This is a genomic window from Devosia sp. (genome assembly GCF_041917035.1).
Taxonomy (GTDB): domain Bacteria; phylum Pseudomonadota; class Alphaproteobacteria; order Rhizobiales; family Devosiaceae; genus Devosia_A.
The window spans coordinates 17,112-39,962 of the sequence record NZ_JAYRYM010000010.1; the positions used below are offsets into that span (position 1 = coordinate 17,112).

A 22,851-nucleotide genomic window follows, 5' to 3' on the forward strand; every position below is an offset into this window, starting at 1 on the left:
AGGCTCCTCAGGATGCCGACCAGCGTCTGGCGCTGGCCGGTGCACTCAGCCCGTCGAACAGGATGGACAGGTGGTTGTCGACAAAGCGCTCGATGCCGAGGCCCTCGGGCGGCGTGATGCTGAAGACCTCGGCCAGTACGAGGTGCAGCATCACCGGCCCGATGATCGAGCGGATGGTGAGATGCGGATCGACGGGCCGGAGGTAGCCGTTGTCGATGCCGTGCTGGAGCAGGCGCTCGATCGCCGGGATCACCCGGTCCAGCACCTCGCGCCGGTACATCTCGGCCAGTCCGGGAAAGGTGACCACCTCGCGGAAGATGATGCGCGGGATGGCAATGGTCTTGGGATCGTGCAGCCGCATCGCCAGCATCTTCAGCACCCCGGTGATGACCACGCGTGGATCGCCCTCGTAGTTGCCGATGACGGCAAGGGCGCTGTCGGCAATGGGTGACAGGCCACGACGCACCAGTCCCTCGATCAGGGCTTCCTTGGAGGGGAAATAGAGGTAGACGGCCCCCTTGGAGAGTCCTGCCCGGCGGGCAATGTCCTCGACCCGGGTGGCGGCGAAGCCCTTCTCGATGAACAGCTCCAGGGCGGCGTCGAGGACTTCGTCGGGACGCGCCTCGGCTCGTCGCCGGAACTTGGGGCCACGCTCGGGGCCGGGATCGTGCATCGGAGGCTTCCACAACTGACTGCCTGGTCATCTACAGCTAACTGACCGGTCAGTCAACAACGAAAGGATTGCCCTTGAGGCGCGAACGGCCTAGAAGGCGTTACGTCCGATCGAACCGGGAGGGGCGACATGCTGATGTGCAAGCGACCTCGCCCCATGGGGCACCGGCGGCACTGACCGCCGCGGGGCCGCAAGGCCTCCCTCCGCCGCCCGCTCCCGGGTGGCTCCGACCCAAATCCGAACCGGGACCGGCAGGGCGCCATGCGCCGCCGGATGCACTCAATGGCACGCACGCCGAAAGCCGACCGCAACCAGGCCTATTTCCACGTCCTCGCCTTCACCGCCGGGCACTGGCGCCGGCAGCCGATGCGACTCGCCTTCATTGCCGCGATGGCGTTCCTGTCGACCATCGCCGACGTGCTCACACCGCTCTATGCCGGGCACCTGGTCGAAGCCGTGGCGAGCGGCGCGCCAGGCGACGCCGTGGCCTTCAACGCCGCTCTCGTCGCTTTCCTGCTGCTGCTCGGGCTCGGCCTCGCCGCCGTCGTCACCCGGCAAAGCGCCTGGATGGCGATGATCGGGGTGACCCTCAGGATGATGAGCGAGATCACCGCGGACGCCTTCCACCGGGTGCAGCGCTTCTCCAGCGACTGGCATGCCAATGCGTTTGCCGGTTCCACCGTGCGCAAGATCACGCGCGGCATCTGGGCGCTAGACGTCCTGAATGACACTGTACTGCTCGCCATGTTGCCCTCGTTGGTGATGCTGGTCGGCACGACCGCGCTGCTCGGGGCGTTCTGGCCGGTCATGGGACTGGTCGTCGGGCTGGGCTCGCTGGCCTACATCGCCATCACGGTGGCGCTGTCGGTCTGGTGGGTGGCGCCCGCCGCCAGCCTCGCCAATGCCTGGGACACGCGGATGGGCGGCGCGCTCGCCGACGCGATTTCCTGCAATGCCGTGGTGAAGGGCTTCGGCGCCGAGGACCGCGAGGAGGCGCGGCTCGCGGCCGTGGTCGGCAAGTGGCGCAGCCGGACGACACGCACCTGGGTGCGCGGCACCTGGAACGGCACGGGCCAGCAGGCCATGCTGTGGCTGCTGCGCGCCGGCATCGTCGGCGCCGCGCTGCTGCTCTGGCAACAGGGGGTCGCCGCCGCCGGCGACATCACCTTCGTCATCACCACCTTCTTCGTCCTGCAGGGATACCTGCGCGATGTCGGCATGCATGTGCGCAACCTGCAGCGCTCGGTCAACGACATGGAGGAACTGGTGGCGCTCTACGCCACGCCGCTCGGCATCGACGACACGCCGTCGGCGCGCCCGTTCGCCATCACCGGCGGCGGCATCGCCTTCGAGCATGTCGACTTCCACTACGGCAGCCACGTGCGGCCGCTCTATCGCGATCTGTCGGTGACGATCGCCCCGGGCGAAAAGGTCGGGCTGGTCGGCCATTCCGGATCGGGCAAGACCACCTTCGTCAAGCTCATCCAGCGCCTCTATGACGTCACCGGCGGGCGCATCACCGTCGATGGCACCGACATCCGGGATATCGCCCAGGCCTCGCTGCGCCGGCAGATCGCCATCGTGCAGCAGGACCCGGTGCTGTTCCACCGCTCGCTCGCCGACAACATCGCCTATGGCCGGCCGGGCGCAACGCTCGAGGAGATCGTTTCGGCCGCGAGGCTGGCCAACGCGCACGACTTCATCGCCCGGCTGCCGAAGGGCTACGAGACAATGGTGGGCGAGCGCGGCATCAAGCTTTCGGGCGGCGAGCGGCAGCGCGTCGCCATCGCCAGGGCCTTCCTCGCAGACACGCGCGTCCTCATCCTCGACGAGGCCACCTCCAGCCTCGACAGCGAAAGCGAACTGCTGATCCAGCAGGCGATGGAGCGGCTCATGCAGGGGCGCACCGCCATCGTCATCGCCCACCGCCTGTCGACGGTGCGGGCGCTCGATCGCCTCCTGGTCTTTGACGAGGGCCGGGTGGTCGAGGAAGGGCGCCACGAGGACCTGGTGCGAAAGGCCGGCGGCATCTACCGCGGTCTGTTCGAGCGGCAGGCCCTCGAACTGGTCAAGGGGCTGGCGGCAGAATGAGCGACCGGTTCCGCGGCGACACGGTCGCCGACCTCCCCCGATCGGCTACCTGACGGAAGAGCGGAGCCATGACCCTGCCCCTCTCCATCCTCGACCTGGCGCCGGTTTCCGAGGGCACCAGCACGCCGGCGGCGCTTGCCGAGGTCGGTCGGCTCGCGAGGCTCGGCGACGAACTCGGCTACACGCGTGTGTGGTACGCCGAGCATCACGGCATTCCCTCCATCGCCTCCTCCTCACCCGAGGTGCTGATCGCCAGTTCCGCGGCTGCAACGCGTCGCATCCGGGTCGGATCGGGCGGGGTGATGCTGCCCAATCACGTGCCGTTGCGGGTGGTCGAGACCTACCGAACGCTCGAAGGCCTCAATCCGGGACGCATCGACCTCGGTATCGGCCGTGCCGGCGGCAGCGACGGCCGGACGCTGGCGGCGCTGCGCTCGGTGGGCGGGGAGTATTTCAGCCAGGAACTCGCCGAACTGCTCGCCTTCGAGGAGGACGGCTTCCCTCTCGATCACCCGTACCGGGCGGTTCGCGTGGTACCGGAGCGGATCACCCTGCCGCCGATCTGGCTGCTGGGCTCCAGCGGCGCGAGCGCCGAGGCCGCCGGCCAACTCGGCGTCGGGTACGCGTTTGCGGCACACTTCAGCCCGACACCGGCGGCGCCGGCCTTCGCCGCCTACCGCCGGGCCTTCCGTGCGAGCCGGGCCTTTCCGCAGCCGCATGCCATTCTCGCCGTCTCCGCCCTGGTCGCGCCGACGGATGCGGAGGCGCAGTACCTGTCGGGCTCCCAGGCGCTGAGCTGGGCACTGTTCCAGTCCGGCGAGATCCGCATGCTGGTCTCCCCCGAGGCCGCTCAAGCACACGCATATACCGAGCAGCAACGGCGCATCATCGAGGCCCAGTCACGGCTGTGGATCGTGGGTTCCCCGGAAACGGTCGCGCAGCAAATCGAGGACAAGGCGCGAGCGAGCGGCGCGGACGAAGTGATGGTCACCACCACTGCATGGGACTACGAGCTCAGGCGGCGTTCGTACCGCCTGCTTGCCGAGACCCTCGGAAAGGCCCGTACGAGTTGAGCCCGCGGCGCGTGTCCGGGCGGGCAATTCCCTAGGCGGTGCGCTCTTCCAGCACGCGGTCGCGCGGACGCTCCTTCCTGGCGAAGAGCCAGACGCCGCCCAGGACGAGCGCCGTGCCGAGGGCATGCCATGCGGTGAAGGCTTCGCCGAGCACGGAGATGGCGAGGCCGACCGTCACCACCGGCGAGACGTTGCCGATGATCGCGGTGCGTTCGGGGCCGATCAGCCCGATGGCGCCCGAGATGCAGTAGGCGGGCAGCACGGTCGAGACGGTACCGATGGCGAGCATCAGCACGAAGCCGGCACCATTGACCGCGAGGTCGCTCGCCGGGTGGGTGAAGAGGAAGTGCGCGATCACCGCCGGGCCGGCGCCGCTCATGGCGATAGAGGTGAACAGTTGGGCGCCGAGCCGGTCGATCAGCGGCTTGGCCATGATCTGGTAGCCGGCATAGGCGATGGCCGATCCGAACACGAGTGCGGCGCCGAGAAGCACGTTGTCGCCCTCGATATGCAGGTCGTGCCAGAAGATCACCGCGATGCCGGCATAGGAGACGAGCAGCGCCAGCACCATGGGCGGCGTGACGCGGCGCCTGAAGAAGACGGCGCCGAACAGCACCACGAAGAACGGATAGGTCAGAAGAATGAGGCGGTCGAACTGCGCGGTGATGTACTCGAGCGCGGAGAAGTCGAGCAGGCTCGCGAGGTAGTAGCCGACGACGCCGACGCCGAGGGTCTGCAGCAGCACCGGCAGGGTCAGTACCGATGGCATGCCGGCCGGCGCGGCGGCCCGCTTGCTGCGCCAGGTGAGGATGCCGACGGTCACGAAGATCGGCACGGCCACGATCATGCGCCAGGTGAGCGAGGTGACGGCGTCGATCCCCTCGATGAGCGCCAGCTTGATGACGATGCCCTTGGTGGCGAACAGGGCGGCGCCGGCGAGGGCGAGGATGATGCCGGCGAGCGCGTGGGGCGGGGCGGCGGGGCGGGGGGTGTCGGACGACATCGCGGCGGTTTCCAGATCTGGCCCGCCATCAGATCACCGGTCACCCGCGCCTGAGGGCGGGCCGGTGAGCGTGGCGGGTCAAATGCCGCGCGCGTCCCGGCCCCGGGAGGGGGCAAGGCGAGCTTTGCAGATCGTTAGGATGCAAGCGGTCATGTCTGAAGTGGTAGTACGGGCCCGGGGCGGAGTAAAGTGCGGATGATGCAGCGCGGCCCCCGGTCAGGCCCGGGGATGGGCAGCGCGATAGGCCTCGAGCAGGCGATCGGTATCGACGGCGGTGTAGATCTGGGTGGTGGAGAGCGAGGCGTGGCCGAGCAGTTCCTGAATCATCCTCAGGTCGCCGCCGCGGCCGAGCAGGTGCGTCGCAAAGCTGTGGCGCAGCGCGTGCGGGGTGGCCGTCGGCGGCAGCCCGAGGGCGGAGCGCAATTGCTCGAGACGGAGCTGGATCAGGCGCGGGGAGAGCGGGCCGCCCTTCTTGCCGCGGAAGATCGGTTCGTCCGGCGCCGGGTGGAAGGGGCAGAGGCCGAGATAAGTCGCGATGGTCTGGCGCACCTGGGCCAGCAGCGGCACGACGCGCGTCTTGCCGCCCTTGCCGGTGACCCGGAGGCTCTGCGCCTCGAGATCGGCACGGGTGATCGCCAGCGCTTCCGAGATGCGCAGGCCGGCGCCATAGAGCAGCGAGATCACCGCCATGTCGCGGGCGGCGATCCACGGCACATCCTCCAGCTCGTCGGTGGTGGCGATCGTCTGGCGCGCCTCGAGAACGGTCAGCGCCTTGGGCAGCGACCGCGCCTGCCGGGGTGTGCGCACCACATTGAAGGCTTCGGTGGCCAGCACGCCGTCACGCTCGAGGAAGGCAAAGAAGCTCCGGAGTGCGCTCAGCGCCCGCGCCAGCGACCGCGAGCCGACCTCGCGGTTGCGGCGCGCGGCCAGGAAGGCGCGGATGTCGGCGGCCCTGAGCTCGCGGAGGGTGGCGAGCGTCACCTCGCCGCCCGCATGGGCCGAGAGGAAGGCGAGGAACTGGCCCAGATCGCGGCCATAGGCCTCAAGCGTCCGGGGCGACAGCCGGCGGACGGCGCCAAGGTCGCGCTGCCAGTCGGCGATACAGGTCCGGATGGCGGTGTCGGCAAAGAAGGCAGTGGACATGGCGCGAGCCTAGCAGGAGGCAGCTTAGGAAATGGTTCCGTGGCGCTTGGTGCAGAATCAGCTTGCGCCGCCTAGATTGCCCGTGAACAAAGCGGGTACCATGCAGGATCTTCCGGGCGAGCTTTCCGACATCGTGGCGGTGATGGTCGGCGTATCGGTCGAGGGGCCGTACAGCTACCGGGTGCCGGCGGGCCTCAGCGTGGTGCGCGGTTCGATCGTCGCGGTGCCGCTGGTCGGACGGTCGACGCTCGGCGTCGTCTGGGGCGCGCCCGCCGACAATTTCGCCCACAACCGGCTCAAGGACGTCGAACGGGTGTTCGACGTGCCGCCGCTCAGCGAGGAGCTGCTGCGCACGGTCGACTGGGTCAGCCGCTATACGCTGTCGCCGCCCGGCCTGGTGCTGCGCAGCGTGCTGCGCTCGAGCGAGGCGCTCGAGCCCGAGCGTGCGGTGACGGCGTTCCGGGCGACCGGACTCGAGCCGGAGAAACTGACCCGCTCGCGCGAGAAGGTGCTGGACCTGCTGATGGACGGCGAGGCCTGGGCCAAGGCGGCGCTGGTCGGCGCAAGTGGCGTCTCCGCCTCGGTGATCGAAGGCCTCGAGCGATCCGGGGCGATCGAGCGCCTCGAGGTGCCGCCGCCACCGATCGTGCTGCGGCCCGATCCGGACGCGGCACCCCCGACCCTCAGCGCCGAGCAGCAGGCGGCACTGGACCAGATCCGCTCGCTCGAGGTCGACCGGTTCGGCGTGGCGCTGCTTGACGGCGTCACCGGCGGCGGCAAGACCGAGGTCTTCTTCGAAGCAGTCGCCGACACGCTCCGCGCCGGTCGACAGGCCCTGATCCTGCTCCCCGAGATCGCGCTCTCCAATACCTTCCTGACGCGTTTTGCCCGCCGCTTCGGTACCCGACCGGGGGAGTGGCACTCCGACATGACGCCGGTGCAGCGGGCCCGGACCTGGCGCGGCGTTGCGGATGGCACCATCCGGGCGGTGGTGGGGGCACGCTCGGCGCTGTTCCTGCCGTTCCACGAGCTAGGGATGATCGTCCTCGACGAGGAGCACGACGGGGCCTTCAAGCAGTCGGACGGGGTGAACTACCACGCCCGCGACATGGCCGTGGTGCGCGCCAGGTTCGCGGGCGCGCGGGTGATCCTCAGCTCGGCAACGCCCTCGGTCGAGAGCCGCAACAATGCCAACCAGGGGCGATACAAGCACGTGCTCCTCACCTCGCGCTTCGCCGAGGCGGCGCTGCCCGACATCAGCCCGATCGACATGCGCGAGGAGCCGCCGGACAAGGGGCAGTGGATCGCCCCGCGGCTGGCCCGCGAGGTGTTCGCGACGCTCGACCGGGGCGAGCAGGCGCTGCTGTTCCTCAACCGGCGCGGCTATGCACCGCTGACGCTGTGCAAGAGCTGCGGCCACCAGTACCAGTGCCCGGATTGCTCGGCCTGGCTGGTCGAGCATCGCTTCCGCGGCGTGCTGATGTGCCACCATTGCGGGCACGAGCAGCGCACGCCGAAAAGCTGTTCGGCCTGCGGGGCGGACGACTCGCTGATCGCCATCGGGCCGGGCATCGAGCGGGTAGCCGAGGAGGCGGCGGCGCGCTTTCCGGGCGCGCGAATGGTGATCCTCAGCTCCGACATGGGCTCGCACACCCAGCTCAAGCAGCGCTTTGCCGAGATCGAGACGGGCGAGTACGACCTGATCATCGGCACGCAGCTGGTGGCCAAGGGGCACCATTTCGAAAAGCTCTCGCTGGTCGGGGTGCTGGACGCCGATCTCGGGCTCGACCGCGGCGACCCTCGGGCCGCCGAGCGCACGTTCCAGATCCTCACCCAGGTGACCGGCCGGGCCGGGCGCGCCAGCCGGGCCGGCAAGGCGTTTCTGCAGACCTACCACCCGACCCACCCGGTGATACAGGCGATGATCCGAGGCGACCGCGAGGCGTTCTACGCCCACGAACTCGCCGCGCGCGAGGCCGGCGGGCTGCCGCCGTTCGGCCGGCTGGCGGCGCTGATCATCTCGGCCAACGAGCACGACCCGGCTTTCGAGTTCGCGCGTCGGCTGCTGAGCGCGGCGCCGATGGCCGAGGGGCTGAAACTGTTCGGCCCGGCGGACGCCCCGATCGCCATGATCCGCGGCCGCCACCGGGTGCGGCTGCTCGCGCAGTCGGGCAAGGATTTCGACCTCTCCGGCTATGTGCGGTTCTGGCTCGACAACGGGCCGAAGGCGACGGGGAACCTCCGCGTGCAGGTGGATATCGACCCGCAGAGTTTCATGTGAGAGCTGAACAAGTGCCTATGGCGCGGCCGCGACAGGCCGGCGCCCGCCGACAAGCCCAACGGTCCTGCCGGACCAGGCCGCCTCTGACGTCCTCGCCTTCGCGCGGAAGCAGGCGCGGGGAGAGATGGCGAATGGTCGTACGACGACCCGCTCATGGGCCACTTCGAGGCTTTCCGCCCGCCGGAATGACCGCCGCTCGTCCCGCCCGCCGGTCTTCCGGCCAGCAGGCCTTTCCCCTGCGACAAATCTCTCAGAAAGACTCCTTGCCCGGTGCCTTGCGATGCCCCGGATCGCGTGTTAGAGGGGGCCGCGAATTCCGGGGGCCTTCGGCCTTGCCCGGCGGATAATCATAAGCGACAGCAGCCTCCGGCGACCAATCTCTGGCCGGGTTCGGGTTGCGCAGCACGAGGGTGACGGGGCATTGGCAGCGCAGGATTCAGTGCTTACCCAGATCGCGCGGCCGTATGCGTCGGCGCTCTTCGAACTGGCCGAGGAAAGTAACTCGGTCGCCACGGTGGAGCAGGGGTTGGTCGCCATTGCCGCGCTTGCCGCCGACAGTCAGGACTTTTCGCGGTTCCTGCGTTCACCGGTGATCAACGCCGACGCCAAGGCCGACGCGATCGCGGCGATCCTGAGCAAGGCCAAGGCCGACGCGACCGTCTCCAACTTCGTCAGGGTGGTGGCGCGCAACGGGCGGCTGTTCGCGCTGCCGGCGATCATCTCGGCGTTCCGCGACAGGGCGGCCGCCGCGCGCGGCGAGGTGACCGCCGAGGTCACGTCCGCCACCGCGCTGAGCCCGGCCCAGGTCAAGACGCTGGCCGAGACGCTCAAGGCCAGGATCGGCAAGTCGGTCACGCTCAATGAACATGTCGATCCCAGCCTGATCGGTGGCCTCGTGGTCAAGGTCGGCAGCCAGATGATCGACTCCTCCCTTAAAACCAAGCTCACGGCGATGAAGATCGCGATGAAAGAGGTCGGATAATGGATATCAAAGCCGCGGAAATCTCTGCGATCCTCAAGGAGCAGATTCAGAATTTCGGCCAGGAAGCCGAGGTCTCCGAGGTCGGCCAGGTGCTGAGCGTCGGCGATGGCATCGCGCGCGTCTATGGTCTCGACAACGTGCAGGCGGGTGAGCTGGTCGAGTTCCCCGGCGGCATCAAGGGTATGGCGCTCAATCTCGAAAGCGACAATGTCGGCGTGGTGCTGTTCGGCAACGACCGCGGCATCAAGGAAGGCGACGTCGCCAAGCGGACCGGCTCGATCGTCGACACCCCGGTGGGCAAGGAACTGCTCGGCCGCGTGGTCGACGCGCTCGGCAACCCGATCGACGGCAAGGGCCCGCTCAAGGCCAAGGAACGCCGCCGCGTCGACGTCAAGGCCCCCGGCATCCTGCCGCGCAAGTCGGTGCACGAGCCGATGTCGACCGGCCTCAAGGCCATCGACGCGCTGATCCCGATCGGCCGCGGCCAGCGCGAGCTGATCATCGGTGACCGCCAGACCGGCAAGACCGCCGTGATCCTCGACACCTTCCTCAACCAGAAGCCGGCGCATGCGTCGGGCGCTTCGGAGCAGGACAAGCTCTACTGCATCTACGTCGCCGTCGGCCAGAAGCGCTCGACCGTGGCGCAGTTCGTCAAGATCCTCGAGGACAATGGCGCGCTCGAATATTCGATCGTGATCGCCGCGACGGCCTCCGATCCGGCCCCGATGCAGTTCCTCGCGCCCATGACCGGCGCCGCCATCGGCGAGTATTTCCGCGACAACGGCATGCATGCCGTGATCGCCTATGACGATCTGACCAAGCAGGCCGTCGCCTACCGCCAGATGTCGCTGCTGCTGCGCCGTCCGCCGGGCCGCGAAGCCTATCCGGGCGACGTGTTCTACCTGCACTCGCGCCTGCTCGAACGCGCCGCCAAGCTCAACGAAGACCACGGCCTCGGCTCGCTCACCGCGCTGCCGGTGATCGAGACGCAGGCCAACGACGTGTCGGCCTACATTCCGACCAACGTGATTTCGATCACCGACGGCCAGATCTTCCTTGAGACCAACCTGTTCTTCCAGGGCATCCGCCCGGCAGTGAACGTCGGTATCTCGGTGTCGCGCGTGGGCGGTAACGCCCAGATCAAGGCGATGAAGCAGGTGGCCGGCTCGCTTAAGGGCGAACTTTCGCAGTATCGCGAAATGGCTGCCTTCGCGCAGTTCGGTTCCGACCTCGACGCCGCCACGCAGCGCCTGCTCAACCGCGGCGCCCGCCTGACCGAGCTGCTCAAGCAGCCGCAGTTCTCGCCGTTGAAGCCGGAAGAAGAAGTCGCGGTGATCTTTGCCGGCGGCCAGGGCTACCTCGACGACCTGCCGGTCAACAAGGTCGGTGCCTTCGAGAAGGCGCTGCTCGGGGCGCTGCGCTCCAAGCATGCCGATATCCTCAGCAAGATCGCCACCGAGAAGGCGCTGTCGGACGACCTCCGCACGCAGCTCAAGGCAGCGATCGAAGGCTTCAAGAAGACCTTCACGGCCTAAGAAAGCGCGCGATGCCTTCGCTAAAGGACCTTAAGAACCGGATCGCCTCGGTCAAATCGACCCAGAAGATCACCAAGGCCATGCAGATGGTGGCCGCCGCCAAGCTGCGCCGCGCGCAGGAGGCGGCGGAGGCCGCGCGCCCCTATGCGCAGCGCATGACTAATGTGCTCGCCTCGCTCGGCGCCGCTTATGCGGGCCGTCCCGATGCGCCGGCGCTGCTGGGCGGCACGGGCAAGGATCAGGTCCATCTGCTGGTGGTCGCCACCGGCGAGCGTGGGCTGGCGGGCGGCTTCAACTCCTCGATCGCGCGCCTCGCGCGCGACCGGGCGAACCAGCTCCTCAAAGAGGGCAAGACGGTCAAGATCCTGACCGTCGGCCGCAAGGGCAACGACATCCTTAAGCGCAGCTTCGCCGACAAGATCATCGAGACGATCTCGTTCCGCGAAGTCCGCCAGCTCGGCTATGTCAACGCCGCCAGCGTGGGCGAGAAGATCCTCGCCATGTACGCCGCCGGCGAGTTCGACGTGGCGACGCTGTTCTTTGCCACCTTCAAGTCGGTGATCAGCCAGGAGCCGACGGCCCTGCAGCTCATCCCGGCGCAGTTCGCGGCGCCCGCCGAAGCGGCCGGGGCCTCGAGCGTGAACTACGACTACGAGCCGGACGAAGAGGCGATCCTCAACGACCTGCTGCCGCGCAATATCTCGGTGCAGGTGTTCCGTGCGCTGCTCGAAAACTCCGCGTCCTTCTACGGCGCGCAGATGAGCGCCATGGACAATGCCACGCGCAATGCCGGCGACATGATCAAGAAGCTGACGCTCGTCTACAACCGCCAGCGTCAGGCGCAGATCACCAAAGAACTCATCGAAATCATTTCGGGCGCGGAAGCGCTCTAAGCAGGAACAAGAGGTCCAAAATGGCAGAAGCAGGAAAGCCCGTCGGGCGTGTGAGCCAGGTCATCGGCGCCGTGGTGGACGTCACCTTCGACGGCCATCTCCCGGCCATTCTGAACTCGCTCGAGACCACCAATAACGGCAACCGCCTGGTGCTCGAAGTGGCGCAGCATCTCGGTGAAAACGCCGTGCGCACCATCGCGATGGACACGACCGAAGGTCTCGTCCGCGGCGCGGTCGTCACCGATACCGGTGCCGCCATCTCGGTGCCGGTCGGCGACGAGACGCTGGGCCGCATCATGAACGTGATCGGCGAGCCGATCGACGAAGCCGGCCCGGTGGGCGCCGCCTCGCGTCGCGCCATCCACCAGGAAGCGCCCAGCTTCACCGAGCAGTCCTCGGAAGCGCAGATCCTCGTCACCGGCATCAAGGTCGTCGACCTCATCGCCCCCTATGCGCGCGGCGGCAAGATCGGCCTGTTCGGCGGCGCCGGCGTGGGCAAGACCGTGCTGATCCAGGAGCTGATCAACAACGTCGCCAAGGCGCATGGCGGTTACTCCGTGTTCGCCGGCGTGGGCGAGCGTACCCGCGAGGGCAACGACCTCTACCACGAAATGATCGAGTCCGGCGTGAACAAGGACCCCAAGGAGAACAACGGCTCGACCGCCGGCTCCAAGTGCGCCCTGGTGTTCGGCCAGATGAACGAGCCGCCGGGCGCCCGTGCCCGCGTGGCGCTGTCGGGCCTCACCGTCGCCGAGCACTTCCGCGACCAGGGCCAGGACGTGCTGTTCTTCGTGGACAACATCTTCCGCTTCACCCAGGCGGGCGCCGAAATGTCGGCGCTGCTCGGTCGTATCCCCTCGGCCGTGGGCTACCAGCCGACGCTGGCGACCGACATGGGCGCGCTGCAGGAGCGCATCACCACCACCGACAAGGGCTCGATCACCTCGGTGCAGGCCATCTACGTGCCCGCCGACGATTTGACCGACCCGGCGCCGGCGACCTCGTTCGCCCACCTCGACTCGACGACGACGCTCAACCGCGCCATCTCCGAGAAGGGCATCTACCCCGCGGTTGATCCGCTCGACTCGACCTCGCGCATGCTCGACGCCAACATCGTCGGCCAGGAGCATTACGACGTGGCCCGTGCCGTGCAGGCGATCCTCCAGCGCTACAAGGCGCTGCAGGACATCATCGCGATCCTGGGCATGGACGAGCTCTCGGAAGAGGACAAGCTCACCGTGGCGCGCGCTCGCAAGGTCGAGCGCTTCATGAGCCAGCCGTTCCACGTGGCCGAAGCCTTCACCGGCGCCCCGGGCGTGTTTGTGGCGCTCGAAGACACCATCAAGGGCTTCAAGGGTCTGGTCGACGGCCAGTACGACCACCTGCCGGAAGCGGCCTTCTACATGGTCGGCACCATCGATGATGCCGTCAAGAAGGCCCAGAAGCTCGCGGCCGCGGCCTAACCAGAAGCGAACAGCGCAACAGGGAGTAGCGAATAGGGGTAACAGGCGGTTGGCGACCATTCGCTATTCGCTGCTCGCTATTTGCTAAGTTGAATGATGGCCGAAGGCGTCAAGATCGAGATCGTCTCTCCCGAGCGGCTGGTGCTGTCCGAGCAGGCTCGCTCGGTCATCGTGCCGGGAGCGGAGGGCTACTTCACGGTGCTGGGCGACCACGCGCCGCTGATGACAACGCTGAAGCCGGGCTTCATCACGGTCACCGACCAGGCCAATGTCGCGCATGTGTTCTATGTGCGCGGCGGCTTTGCCGACGTGGCGCCGACCGGCCTCACCATTCTCGCCGAGGAAGCCCGCCCGGTGGCGGATTTCAACCGCACCGAGATCGAGGCGCTCATTGCGAGCGGGATGACCGCGCTCGAAGCGGCGACGACTGCCGAAGAGCAGGATCGCCTGCGCACCGAGATCGACCAGTGGAAGAACCTGCTGCTCGAAGCCGGCACGGTGGGCCAGACCGCCCACTGATACCATTCGCTCGCCGAGCGGTATCGAGGGCGCCTCCGGGCGCCCTTTGCTTTTTGCGGCGGCGCTCATCCTCAGACATGCTTCACGGCTCCTTAACGGGGGCCGTGCGATTTCTTGCGGCGGGAATGCCTCACTGGATCTGCCGGGCTGATTTTGCCGGCGTCTGACATCAACCGCCGCGCTTCGCATCGGGCGCGGCCGAACGTGCGCGCGGGAACACTGTCACATTATGAAATTGCGGACCAAGATACTGCTCATCGTTGCTGTCATGGGCTTCGTCATCGTCGGTATTGGCGGCATGGCGGTCTACATCACCAATGTCTATTCGCGTCAGGTCAATGAGCTCGAGGCGGCTTCCGCCCGCGCCTTCAATGGCGAGCATCTCAACCGCCTCGTCACCGCGGTGGTGATGGATGCGCGTGGCATCTATGCCTCCGATACCACTGAGCAGGCCAAGCCGTTCGGCGACGGCATCCTCGCTTCGCTCGACAAGATCGATGCGCACCTCGCCACCTGGCGTCCGCTGGTGAAGGCCGAGGACCTGCCGGCTTTCGAGCAGGTGGTCACCCGCACAGCCGAGTTCCGTACCTTCCGCGCCGAGACCGCGCGACTGGGCACGATCGATCCGGCGCTCGCCAACGAGCAGGGCAACAACGAGGCCAACCGCGCCAACCGCAAGGCCTACCAGGCCGAGATCGACGAAGTGGTCAAGAAGGACCAGGCCGATTTCGACGCGCTGCATGCCGACCTTGCGCGCTTCCAGTCGATCGTCCTGCCCAGCGTGCTCGGCGTCATCCTGTTCGGTCTCATCGCCGGCACCGCCACCGCCATCTTCATCGCGACACGCCATGTGGTGCGGCCGCTTGCGGCGATGACCGCGGCGATGGGGCGGCTCGCGCAGGGCGACCTCAAGGTCGAAATCCCGGGCCTGGGCAAAACTGACGAGATCGGCCAGATGGCTACCGCCGTCGGTGTGTTCAAGGAGAACGCCATTCAGGTCGCGCAGCTCAGCGAGCTCGAGCGCGAGGGCATCGAGCGGGCGCGGGCGCGTGCCGCCGCGATGGAGACATTCCAGTCGGGCTTTGACGATGTGGTGAGCGCCACCGTCGATGGCGACCTCTCCAAGCGCCTCCCCACCGGCTCGTCAGAGCCAGATCTCGAAGTGCTGGCGACCAAGTTCAACACCCTGATGGAAACCGTCGATGGCGGCCTGCGCGGCGCGGGCGACGTGCTGGCGGCGCTTGCCGCGGCCGACATCAGCCGTCGGATGGAGGGCGACTATCGCGGCGCCTTCGGTCGTCTCAAGGACGACACCAATGCGGTGGTCGACAAGCTGACGGCGATCGTGGGCCGGCTCAAGAAGACCTCCTACGACCTCAAGACGGCGACGGGCGAAATCCTCGCCGGCGCCAACGACCTCAGCGAGCGCACCACCAAGCAGGCGGCGACGATCGAGGAAACGTCGGCGGCGATGGAGCAGCTCGCGGAGACCGTGCTCAAGAATTCGGAGCGCGCCAGCGAGGCGTCGGTCAGCGCGGCCGACATCACGACGGCGGCGACCGAAGGCGGTAGTGTGATGGTCCGCGCCAACGAGGCGATGGAGAAGATCACCGCATCGTCGGGCAAGATCAGCAACATCATCGGGCTCATCGACGACATCGCTTTCCAGACCAACCTCCTCGCTCTCAATGCCTCGGTCGAGGCGGCGCGGGCCGGCGAGGCGGGCAAGGGCTTTGCGGTGGTCGCGGTCGAAGTGCGGCGCCTCGCACAGTCGGCGGCGGAAGCGTCGTCCGAGATCAAGGGGCTCATCGAGCAGTCCGCGAGCGAGGTCACGGCGGGCTCGCGTCTCGTCTCCGATGCGGCGGGCAAGCTAACGGGCATGCTCGAGGCGGTGCAGCGCAACCACGCGCTGCTCGAGTCGATCGCCGCCGAAAGCCGCGAGCAGGCCACCGCCATCACCGAGGTCAATGTCGCCGTCCGTCAGATGGACGAGATGACCCAGCACAATGCGGCGCTGGTGGAAGAGACCAACGCGGCCATCGAGCAGACCGAGGCACAGGCCGTCGAGCTCGACCAGGTCGTCGACATCTTCCATCTCGAGGAGCAGCAGGCGACCCACGCGCCGGCACCGCGGACTGCGGCCGCCGCGCCGAAGTCGATCCGAACCAAGGCAGCCGCCAAGACGTACCTCGCCGACGGCAACGCGGCCCTCGACTGGGCCGAATTCTAAGCGTTTTACCGTAGGTTAACGCTGATCGGCGATAGTCGAAGGCGGGAATGCACTCGAACGACTGGGGTTGGGCCGGATGCTGGCCCGCCATGTTCCGCGTGCGGCCTGTCTTCCTCCGCATGCGATCCCCAGTCGCCGGGTGACATCCACCGCAAACAGCGGTGTCAGCGTCACACTGGGGGTTACCGTCTTGAGCTTTTCGGCAGTCGCCGCGTCCGATCGCGGCTCACTTAGCGTGTCTGGATTCTCCATGAGGTTCGGCGCGATCGCCGCTGGACTCTCGATCGTCGTTCTAACCGTTGGCCTCGCCATCGCTGGCAGCAGCCTGTGGGTGTCGCAGAGCTTCGAGCGCAGCGGTGCCGAGTCGGCGACGCTGATGAGCTCGATGCGCGATCACATGACCGCCGACATGATGCATGACAGCATGCGTGGCGTCGTGTTTCGCGCCATGTACGCCGCGGCGATCGCCGACAGCGCGATGCTGGCAGATGCGCGTGTCGAGGTCGATGAGTATGGCGGTACGTTCCGTGCGGCGATCGCCGCGCAGGAGGAGCTTTCGCTGCCGGCCGATATCCGCAGCGCCGTCACCGCCCTCGGCGAGCCGCTCGATGCCTACATCACGGCGGCGGCTCACATTGTCGACCGGGCGATCGGCGGTGACGTCCTGGGCGCCCGCGAGGAGCTGAGTGCGTTCGACGCGAGCTTCAAGGCGCTCGAGGGCAAAATGTCCGACGTGTCGGACGCCATCGAAGCGGCCAATGCCCGTGAAGCGGCCACCGCCGCGACCAATGCCACCATGGCGCATATCGCCAATTGGGGTGGTCTCGCCATCTTCCTTGTGCTCGCCGGCGCCATCGCCGTGCTGTCACGCAGCCTCATCGCCCGGCCGCTCGCGGGTACCACCAGCAGCCTCACCAAGCTTGCGGGCGGCGACCTCGATGTCGCGCCGATCGCGCGCAGCGCCATCCGCGAAGTCGCCGAGATCGGCCGCGCGCTCGATGTGTTCCGCGGCGTGCTACAGAACCGGGCGGAACTGGCCAAGGTCGCCGACGCGGCGGCCGCGACCAACACCACGCGTGTCGAGCGGACCAGCGCGCTCAACGCCGATCTGTCCACCGTCGTCGGTGCGGCGATCCTGGGCGACTTCTCCAAGCGCGTGCATACCGACCTGGGCGACGCCGAGCTCAACGGCCTCGCCCAGAGCGTCAACAATCTGGTCGAGACCTTCGACCGCGGCATTTCGGAAACCGGCCAGGTTCTCTCGGCGCTGGCCGAGGCCGATCTCACGCAGCGTATGAACGGCCAGTTCGCCGGCGCACTGGCGCGGCTCAAGGCCGACACCAACGCGGTAGGTGACAAGCTGACCGACGTGGTCCAGCAATTGCGCGGCACCTCGCGGACGCTCAAGACCGCGACCGGCGAGATCCTTGCCGGTGCGAACGATCTCAGCGAACGCACCACCAAGCAGGCGGCAACGATCGAAGAGACGTCTGCCACGATGGAGCAGCTCGCCGCGACCGTGGCGCAGAATGCCACGCGCGCGCAGGAAGCCAGCGCCAGCGCCCAGTCGGTCACCAACACGGCGGAAGCGGGCGGCAAGGTGATGCTGGCGGCCACCGAGGCCATGGAGCGGATCACGGCGTCGTCGGGCAAGATCAGCAACATCATCGGCCTCATCGACGACATCGCGTTCCAGACTAACCTGCTGGCGCTCAACGCCTCGGTAGAAGCGGCGCGCGCCGGCGATGCCGGCAAGGGCTTTGCCGTCGTCGCGGTCGAAGTCCGGCGCCTCGCGCAGTCGGCGGCGAGCGCGTCCTCCGAGGTCAAGGCACTGATCGAGCAGTCGGGCACGGAAGTGGCCGGTGGCTCCAAGCTGGTGGCGGAAGCCGCCAGCAAGCTCGAAGCCATGCTCGAGGGGGCGCGCAAGAACTTCGAACTGCTGCAGGGCATCGCGCGCGAAAGCCGCGAACAGGCCTCGGCGATCGATGAGGTCAATGTCGCCGTGCGTTCGCTCGACGAGATGACGCAGCACAATGCGGCGCTGGTCGAGGAGACCAATGCCGCCATCGAGCAGACCGAGGCACAGGCCGCCGAGCTCGACCGCATCGTCGACATCTTCACCATCGCCGACCAGCCGGCCCGCACCGCCCAGCCGGCGCGGCGCGAGGCGCGGGCACCGCGGGAGCAGATCAAGTCCGCGGCGCGGACCTATCTCGCCAGCGACGGCAACGCGGCTGTCGACAAGGACTGGTCGGAGTTCTGACAGCCGGACGACTTATCTCAGGTCCTCAATACGATGCGGCGCTGGTCGAGGAGACCGGCGCCGCCATCGCGACGGACCGTGCAGCGTTCTGACCGCCGACAGAATAGAACGGCGTTCACTCGGTCTTAACGTGCCAACGTTATCTCTGCTCTCGGGAATGCACTTACGGACTGGTCTTGACTGCGGCGAAGTGCGGCTTCCCCCGTTCGGCTCCAGATTCGGCGAGTGCAGGCCAGCGCACTTTGGAGCCAATTTTCAGCATGCGTATCAATTCCCTTTCCCTCAAGGTCGCCCTTTTTGGCGGCATTGGCCTCGCGGCGGTGTTTGCCGTGGGCATGACGGTCCTCGTCCAGCAGGTGTCGCGCACCATTGAAGCGCAGACCCGCCAGCTGCAGACCGAGACCACCAGCGGCATCGCCGAGTCGGTGTCGTCCGGCCTGATGCATGCCGAGCGCTCGGCCGAGGGGGTGGTGACCGCGCTCGAAGCGCTGCACGCGGCCGGCGTCACCGACCGCGCCGCTTATGACGCAGCGCTCAACCGCTTCCTCGAACGCAACGGCGAATTGCTGGGGACCTGGGCCGGGCTCGAGCCCAATGCGCTCGACGGCAACGACGCTGCTTTCGCCAACCAGCCGGGCTACGACGCCACCGGCCGCTACGTCGTCTACTGGAACCGCGCCTCCGGCTCGATCGTGCGGGAAGTGCTCATGGGCTATGACGAGCCGGGCACCGGCGACTACTACCTCAAGCCCAAGGCGCTCGGCCGCACCGTCGCCATCGAGCCCTACAGCTATTTCGTGGGCGGCAAGGACACGCTGATGATGTCCTTCGGCGCCCCGATGATGGCGGGCGACACCTATATCGGCACCGGCGGCATCGACCTGGCGCTCGACAACATCAATACGCGCGTGTCCGCGGTGAAGCCGTTCGGTACCGGCAGCGTCATCATCGTCAGCACCTCGGGTCTCGTCGTGGCGCATCCCGATGCGACGCTGATCGGCAAGGTGCTCGAGGCGTCCGACCCGGCGCGCAGCATCGTCGAGCGCGCGCTCCAAGGCGACGAATCCGAGGAGGCGACGACGATCGGCGCCGGCGGCGAGCCGGTCCGGCTGATCGCCGTGCCGTTCAGCGCCGGCGGCACCGCCGATCGCTGGGTCGCCATTTCGAGCGTCCCGCTGGCGACGCTCGAGGCCACGGTCAATGAGGGCCGCACCACTATCATCGCGCTGGCGGGGCTGTGTGTGCTGATCGCCTGCGCCCTGCTGTTCGTCCTTGTCGGGCGGCTGGTGGGCGGTCCGCTGGGCAAGATGAGCCGCACTGTCACCGTCATGGCCGAGGGCGACTACAGCGTCGCCGTGCCTGAGACGCAGCGTACCGACGAAGTGGGCACGCTCGCCCGCGCCGTCGAAGTGTTCCGCCAGAACGGCCAGAAGGTCGCCGAGATGACCGAAGCGGAAGCCATCCGCATCATCCGCGACCAGGAAACGCGCAGCGCCATGATGAAGGGGCTCGAGGAAGCGTTCGGCGCCGTCGTCGACGCCGCAGTTGCCGGCGACTTCAGCCGGCGCGTCGATGCCGAGTTCCCCGATCCGGAGCTCAGCGCCATCGCCACCTCGATCAACAATCTGGTCGAGACGGTCGACCGCGGCATCGCCGAGACCGCCTCGGTGCTGGGCGCGCTCGCCGATACCGACCTCACCCGCCGCATGCAGGGCGACTATCGCGGCGCCTTCGCGCAGCTCAAGCAGGATACCAATGCGGTGGCCGACAAGCTCACCGCCATTGTCGGCCAACTCAAGACCACCTCGCGCGATTTGCGCACGGCGACCGGCGAGATCCTCTCGGGTGCCAACGATCTCAGCGAGCGCACCACCAAGCAGGCCGCAACCATCGAGGAGACGTCGGCGGCCATCGAGCAGCTCTCCCAGACGGTGCTCGCCAATTCCGAGCGCGCCCGCGAAGCCTCGCGCGATGCGTCGGACGTGACGACGGCGGCCGAGGAGGGCGGCGCGGTGATGACCCTCGCCAATGGCGCCATGGAGCGCATCACGCAGTCCTCGGCCAAGATCAGCAATATCATCGGGCTCATCGACGACATCGCGTTCCAGACCAATCTGCTGGCGCTCAATGCGTCGGTGGAAGCGGCGCGGGCGGGCGATGCCGGCAAGGGCTTTGCCGTGGTCGCCGTCGAGGTTCGCCGCCTCGCCCAGTCGGCCGCGAGCGCCTCCGCCGACGTCAAGGCGCTGATCCAGCAGTCGGGCACCGAAGTTGCGGCCGGCTCCAAGCTCGTCGCCGATGCGGCGCGCAAGCTCGGCAGCGTGCTCGAGGCCGTACGCAACAACCGTAGCCTGCTCGAAGGCATTGCGCGCGAAAGCAGCGAGCAGGCGTCCGCCATCGCCGAGGTCAATGTCGCGGTGCGGCAGATGGACGAGATGACCCAGCACAATGCGGCGCTGGTCGAGGAAACCAATGCGGCCATCGAGCAGACCGAGGCGCAGGCCACCGAGCTCGATCAGGTGGTCGCGGTGTTCCGCATTGCCGGGGGGGCCGCGGCGCGGGAGACGCCGGTCCGAGGGCCGGCTCCCCGCAGCAAGCCCGCCGCCCGGCAGCAATATCTGCGCGAGGGCAACGCCGCCGTGGACAAGGATTGGGCGGAGTTCTAGGGCCACGCAGTTCTCCGTAACCGATCCTTAGCCATGCGGGCCTAGCATTCCCGCCCGACATTGCCCGTCCGCGCCAGCGGACGGCAGCCGGGGGTCTCGTCATGCAGCTCGTTCCGTCGTTACGGCTTTCGCAGAAACTGCCGCTGGCCTTGATCGGCTCGGCCATCGTGGTCGCCGCCGGTGTCGGCATCGCCTCTTATCTGATCGCTTCGAACGCGCTCGAAAGCCAGGCGCGCCAACAGCTTGCCACCATCGCCTTCGAGCGGGCCAACCAGCTGGCGACCTATCTGCAGACCGTGCAGCTCGACCTCACCAAGACCGGGCGCGCCACCGCGACGCGGACCGCGACCAACAACATGGCGCAGGGCTGGCAGGGCATGGAACTGCAGGGCGGCGAAGGGAACGCCTCGACCACGCTCAAGGGCGTGTTCTCGGGCATGGATGCCGCCGAGCGGCTCGCCACCGACGTACCCAAGGGCGCGCCGCCCGACTACACGCAGAACCACAAGCGCTACCAGCCGGTATTCCGCGAGCAGATCACGGCGAACGGCTACCGCGACCTCTATCTCTTCGATGCGCTGGGCAATCTCGTCTATTCGGTCACCAAGGCGGACGATTTCGCCTCCAATTTCGCCGCCGGCAGCGCCGATCCGCTCGCCAGTTCCGGCCTCGGCGAGGCGTTCCGCGCCGCCGCCGCGCAGACCACGTCCGATGGTGTCGCGTTCGTCGATTTCTCACCCTACGCGCCGCAGGGCGGCGAGTTCCTTGCCTTCCTCGCGACGCCGCTGCTCGACGATGACGGCGCGCTCACCGGCGTGCTCGCCATCTCGTTCGGAGCGGAAAAGCAGAGTGCGGTGATCTCCTACCGCTCTGGCCTCGGGGCCACGGGCGACACGATCATCGTTGCGCCCGACGGGCTGGCGCGCTCGGATTCGAGCTTTACGCCGCAGAACGACATGCTGCAGCCGACGCTGTTCGACGACGCCATCAAGGAGGCCATCTGGGGCGTGCCGACCGAGACCGGCTCCAACGACTTCCGCGGCCGCAGCGTCATCGCCGCCGCCGCGCCGGCCGACATCACGGCTACGCAGAGCTGGGCGGTGATGGCGGTGATGGATCGCGACGAGATCTTCGCGCCGGTCGCCCGGCTATACCAGAGCATGCTGCTGGTGGGCGGCACGCTGCTGGCGCTTGTCGGCCTTGCCGGTCTGCTGTTCTCGCGCGGCCTCACGCGGCCGATCACGGCCCTCACCGCCGGGATGAAGAAACTGGCGCAGGGCGACCTCGACGTCGAGAATCGCTACGCCGGCCGGCGCGACGAGATCGGCGAGATGGCCGATGCGGTCGAAGTGTTTCGCGCCAATGCGCGGCAGGTCGAGGCGATGTCCGAGGACGAGCGCGCCGCATCCGAGCGTCACCGCGAAGAGAGGGCGCTGATGATGCGCAACCTGCAGCGCTCCTTCGGCCAGGTGGTGGATGCGGCGGTGCGCGGCGATTTCTCGCGGCGCGTCACGGCCGATTTCCCCGATGCCGAGCTCAACAGCCTGGCCGACAGCGTCAACAATCTGGTCGAGACGGTCGATCGCGGCCTCACCGAAACCGGCGACGTGCTGTCGGCGCTAGCCAATTCCGATCTCAGCCTGCGCGTTGTGGGCGAGTATGAAGGGGCCTTCGGGCGCCTGCGCGACGACACCAACAATGTGTGCGACACGCTGAGCGAAACCATCCAGGGCCTGCGCCACACCTCGCGCACGCTCAAGACCGCGACCGGCGAGATGCTGTCTGGCGCCAACGATCTCAACGACCGCACCAGCAAGCAGGGCCAGACCATCGAGGAAACCTCGACGGCCATGAGCCAGCTCGCCCAGACCGTGGGCGACAATGCCAAGCGCGCCGAAGCCGCGAGCGCCAAGGCCCGCGCGGTCAGCCAGACCGCGACCGAGGGCGGCGTCGTGATGAACCGCGCCACCGAGGCGATGGAGCGGATCACGGCGTCCTCGGGCAAGATCAGCAACATCATCGGGCTCATCGACGATATC

At 67.7% G+C, this 22,851-nt stretch carries 15 protein-coding genes; 12 read left to right on the forward strand and 3 right to left on the reverse strand.

Going from position 1 to position 22,851, the window contains the following annotated elements:
• Nucleotides 1–7 precede the first annotated feature (7 nt).
• Nucleotides 8–673, reverse strand: coding sequence for a TetR/AcrR family transcriptional regulator (locus ACE3TU_RS02515; RefSeq protein WP_374619815.1), 666 nt, complete (start codon nt 671–673; stop codon nt 8–10).
• Nucleotides 674–955: 282 nt separating this feature from the next.
• Between ACE3TU_RS02515 and ACE3TU_RS02520 the strand changes: the two genes are divergently transcribed.
• A complete protein-coding gene (locus tag ACE3TU_RS02520; protein WP_374619817.1) occupies nt 956–2,764 on the forward strand; it encodes an ABC transporter ATP-binding protein in 1,809 nt (602 codons plus the stop codon).
• A gap of 68 nt (nt 2,765–2,832) precedes the next feature.
• Nucleotides 2,833–3,837, forward strand: a complete 1,005-nt coding sequence (locus tag ACE3TU_RS02525; RefSeq protein ID WP_374619820.1) for an LLM class flavin-dependent oxidoreductase — start codon at nt 2,833–2,835, stop codon at nt 3,835–3,837.
• 31 nt (nt 3,838–3,868) lie between these two features.
• Here the strand turns inward: ACE3TU_RS02525 and ACE3TU_RS02530 are convergent, their stop codons facing one another.
• Nucleotides 3,869–4,840: a DMT family transporter gene (locus tag ACE3TU_RS02530; protein WP_374619823.1), complete on the reverse strand. Its 972-nt coding sequence runs from the start codon at nt 4,838–4,840 to the stop codon at nt 3,869–3,871.
• A 216-nt stretch (nt 4,841–5,056) separates the two neighbouring features.
• Nucleotides 5,057–5,983 carry a tyrosine recombinase XerC gene (locus tag ACE3TU_RS02535; RefSeq protein ID WP_374619826.1) on the reverse strand — a complete coding sequence of 309 codons (927 nt, stop codon included), beginning with the start codon at nt 5,981–5,983 and terminating at the stop codon, nt 5,057–5,059.
• Between the two features lie 100 nt (nt 5,984–6,083).
• Here ACE3TU_RS02535 and ACE3TU_RS02540 point away from each other — a divergent pair, with 100 nt between their 5' ends.
• The 10 genes from ACE3TU_RS02540 to ACE3TU_RS02585 form a co-directional block, all read left to right on the forward strand.
• Nucleotides 6,084–8,264 (forward strand): primosomal protein N', encoded by a 2,181-nt coding sequence (locus tag ACE3TU_RS02540; protein ID WP_374619829.1) that lies wholly within the window; start codon nt 6,084–6,086, stop codon nt 8,262–8,264.
• Between the two features lie 421 nt (nt 8,265–8,685).
• A complete protein-coding gene (locus tag ACE3TU_RS02545) occupies nt 8,686–9,246 on the forward strand; it encodes a F0F1 ATP synthase subunit delta (protein ID WP_374619831.1) in 561 nt (186 codons plus the stop codon).
• Nucleotides 9,246–10,781 carry a F0F1 ATP synthase subunit alpha gene (atpA, locus tag ACE3TU_RS02550; RefSeq protein ID WP_374619834.1) on the forward strand — a complete coding sequence of 512 codons (1,536 nt, stop codon included), beginning with the start codon at nt 9,246–9,248 and terminating at the stop codon, nt 10,779–10,781. The genes ACE3TU_RS02545 and atpA overlap by 1 nt, the downstream gene beginning before the upstream one ends.
• An 11-nt stretch (nt 10,782–10,792) precedes the next feature.
• Nucleotides 10,793–11,674: a F0F1 ATP synthase subunit gamma gene (locus ACE3TU_RS02555; RefSeq protein WP_291388854.1), complete on the forward strand. Its 882-nt coding sequence runs from the start codon at nt 10,793–10,795 to the stop codon at nt 11,672–11,674.
• Between the two features lie 20 nt (nt 11,675–11,694).
• Entirely contained in the window at nt 11,695–13,137 is a 1,443-nt protein-coding gene (gene atpD / locus ACE3TU_RS02560; RefSeq protein WP_374619837.1) for a F0F1 ATP synthase subunit beta, read from the forward strand.
• A 96-nt stretch (nt 13,138–13,233) separates the two neighbouring features.
• Entirely contained in the window at nt 13,234–13,656 is a 423-nt protein-coding gene (locus tag ACE3TU_RS02565; RefSeq protein ID WP_374619840.1) for a F0F1 ATP synthase subunit epsilon, read from the forward strand.
• Between the two features lie 229 nt (nt 13,657–13,885).
• Nucleotides 13,886–15,886, forward strand: a complete 2,001-nt coding sequence (locus ACE3TU_RS02570; protein ID WP_374619842.1) for a methyl-accepting chemotaxis protein — start codon at nt 13,886–13,888, stop codon at nt 15,884–15,886.
• A gap of 250 nt (nt 15,887–16,136) precedes the next feature.
• Nucleotides 16,137–18,149 (forward strand): methyl-accepting chemotaxis protein, encoded by a 2,013-nt coding sequence (locus ACE3TU_RS02575; RefSeq protein ID WP_374619843.1) that lies wholly within the window; start codon nt 16,137–16,139, stop codon nt 18,147–18,149.
• Between the two features lie 260 nt (nt 18,150–18,409).
• Nucleotides 18,410–20,812, forward strand: coding sequence for a methyl-accepting chemotaxis protein (locus ACE3TU_RS02580; RefSeq protein WP_374619846.1), 2,403 nt, complete (start codon nt 18,410–18,412; stop codon nt 20,810–20,812).
• Nucleotides 20,813–20,913: 101 nt separating this feature from the next.
• Nucleotides 20,914–22,851: HAMP domain-containing protein (locus tag ACE3TU_RS02585; RefSeq protein WP_374619848.1), on the forward strand; the 1,938-nt coding region annotated here is incomplete at its 3' end.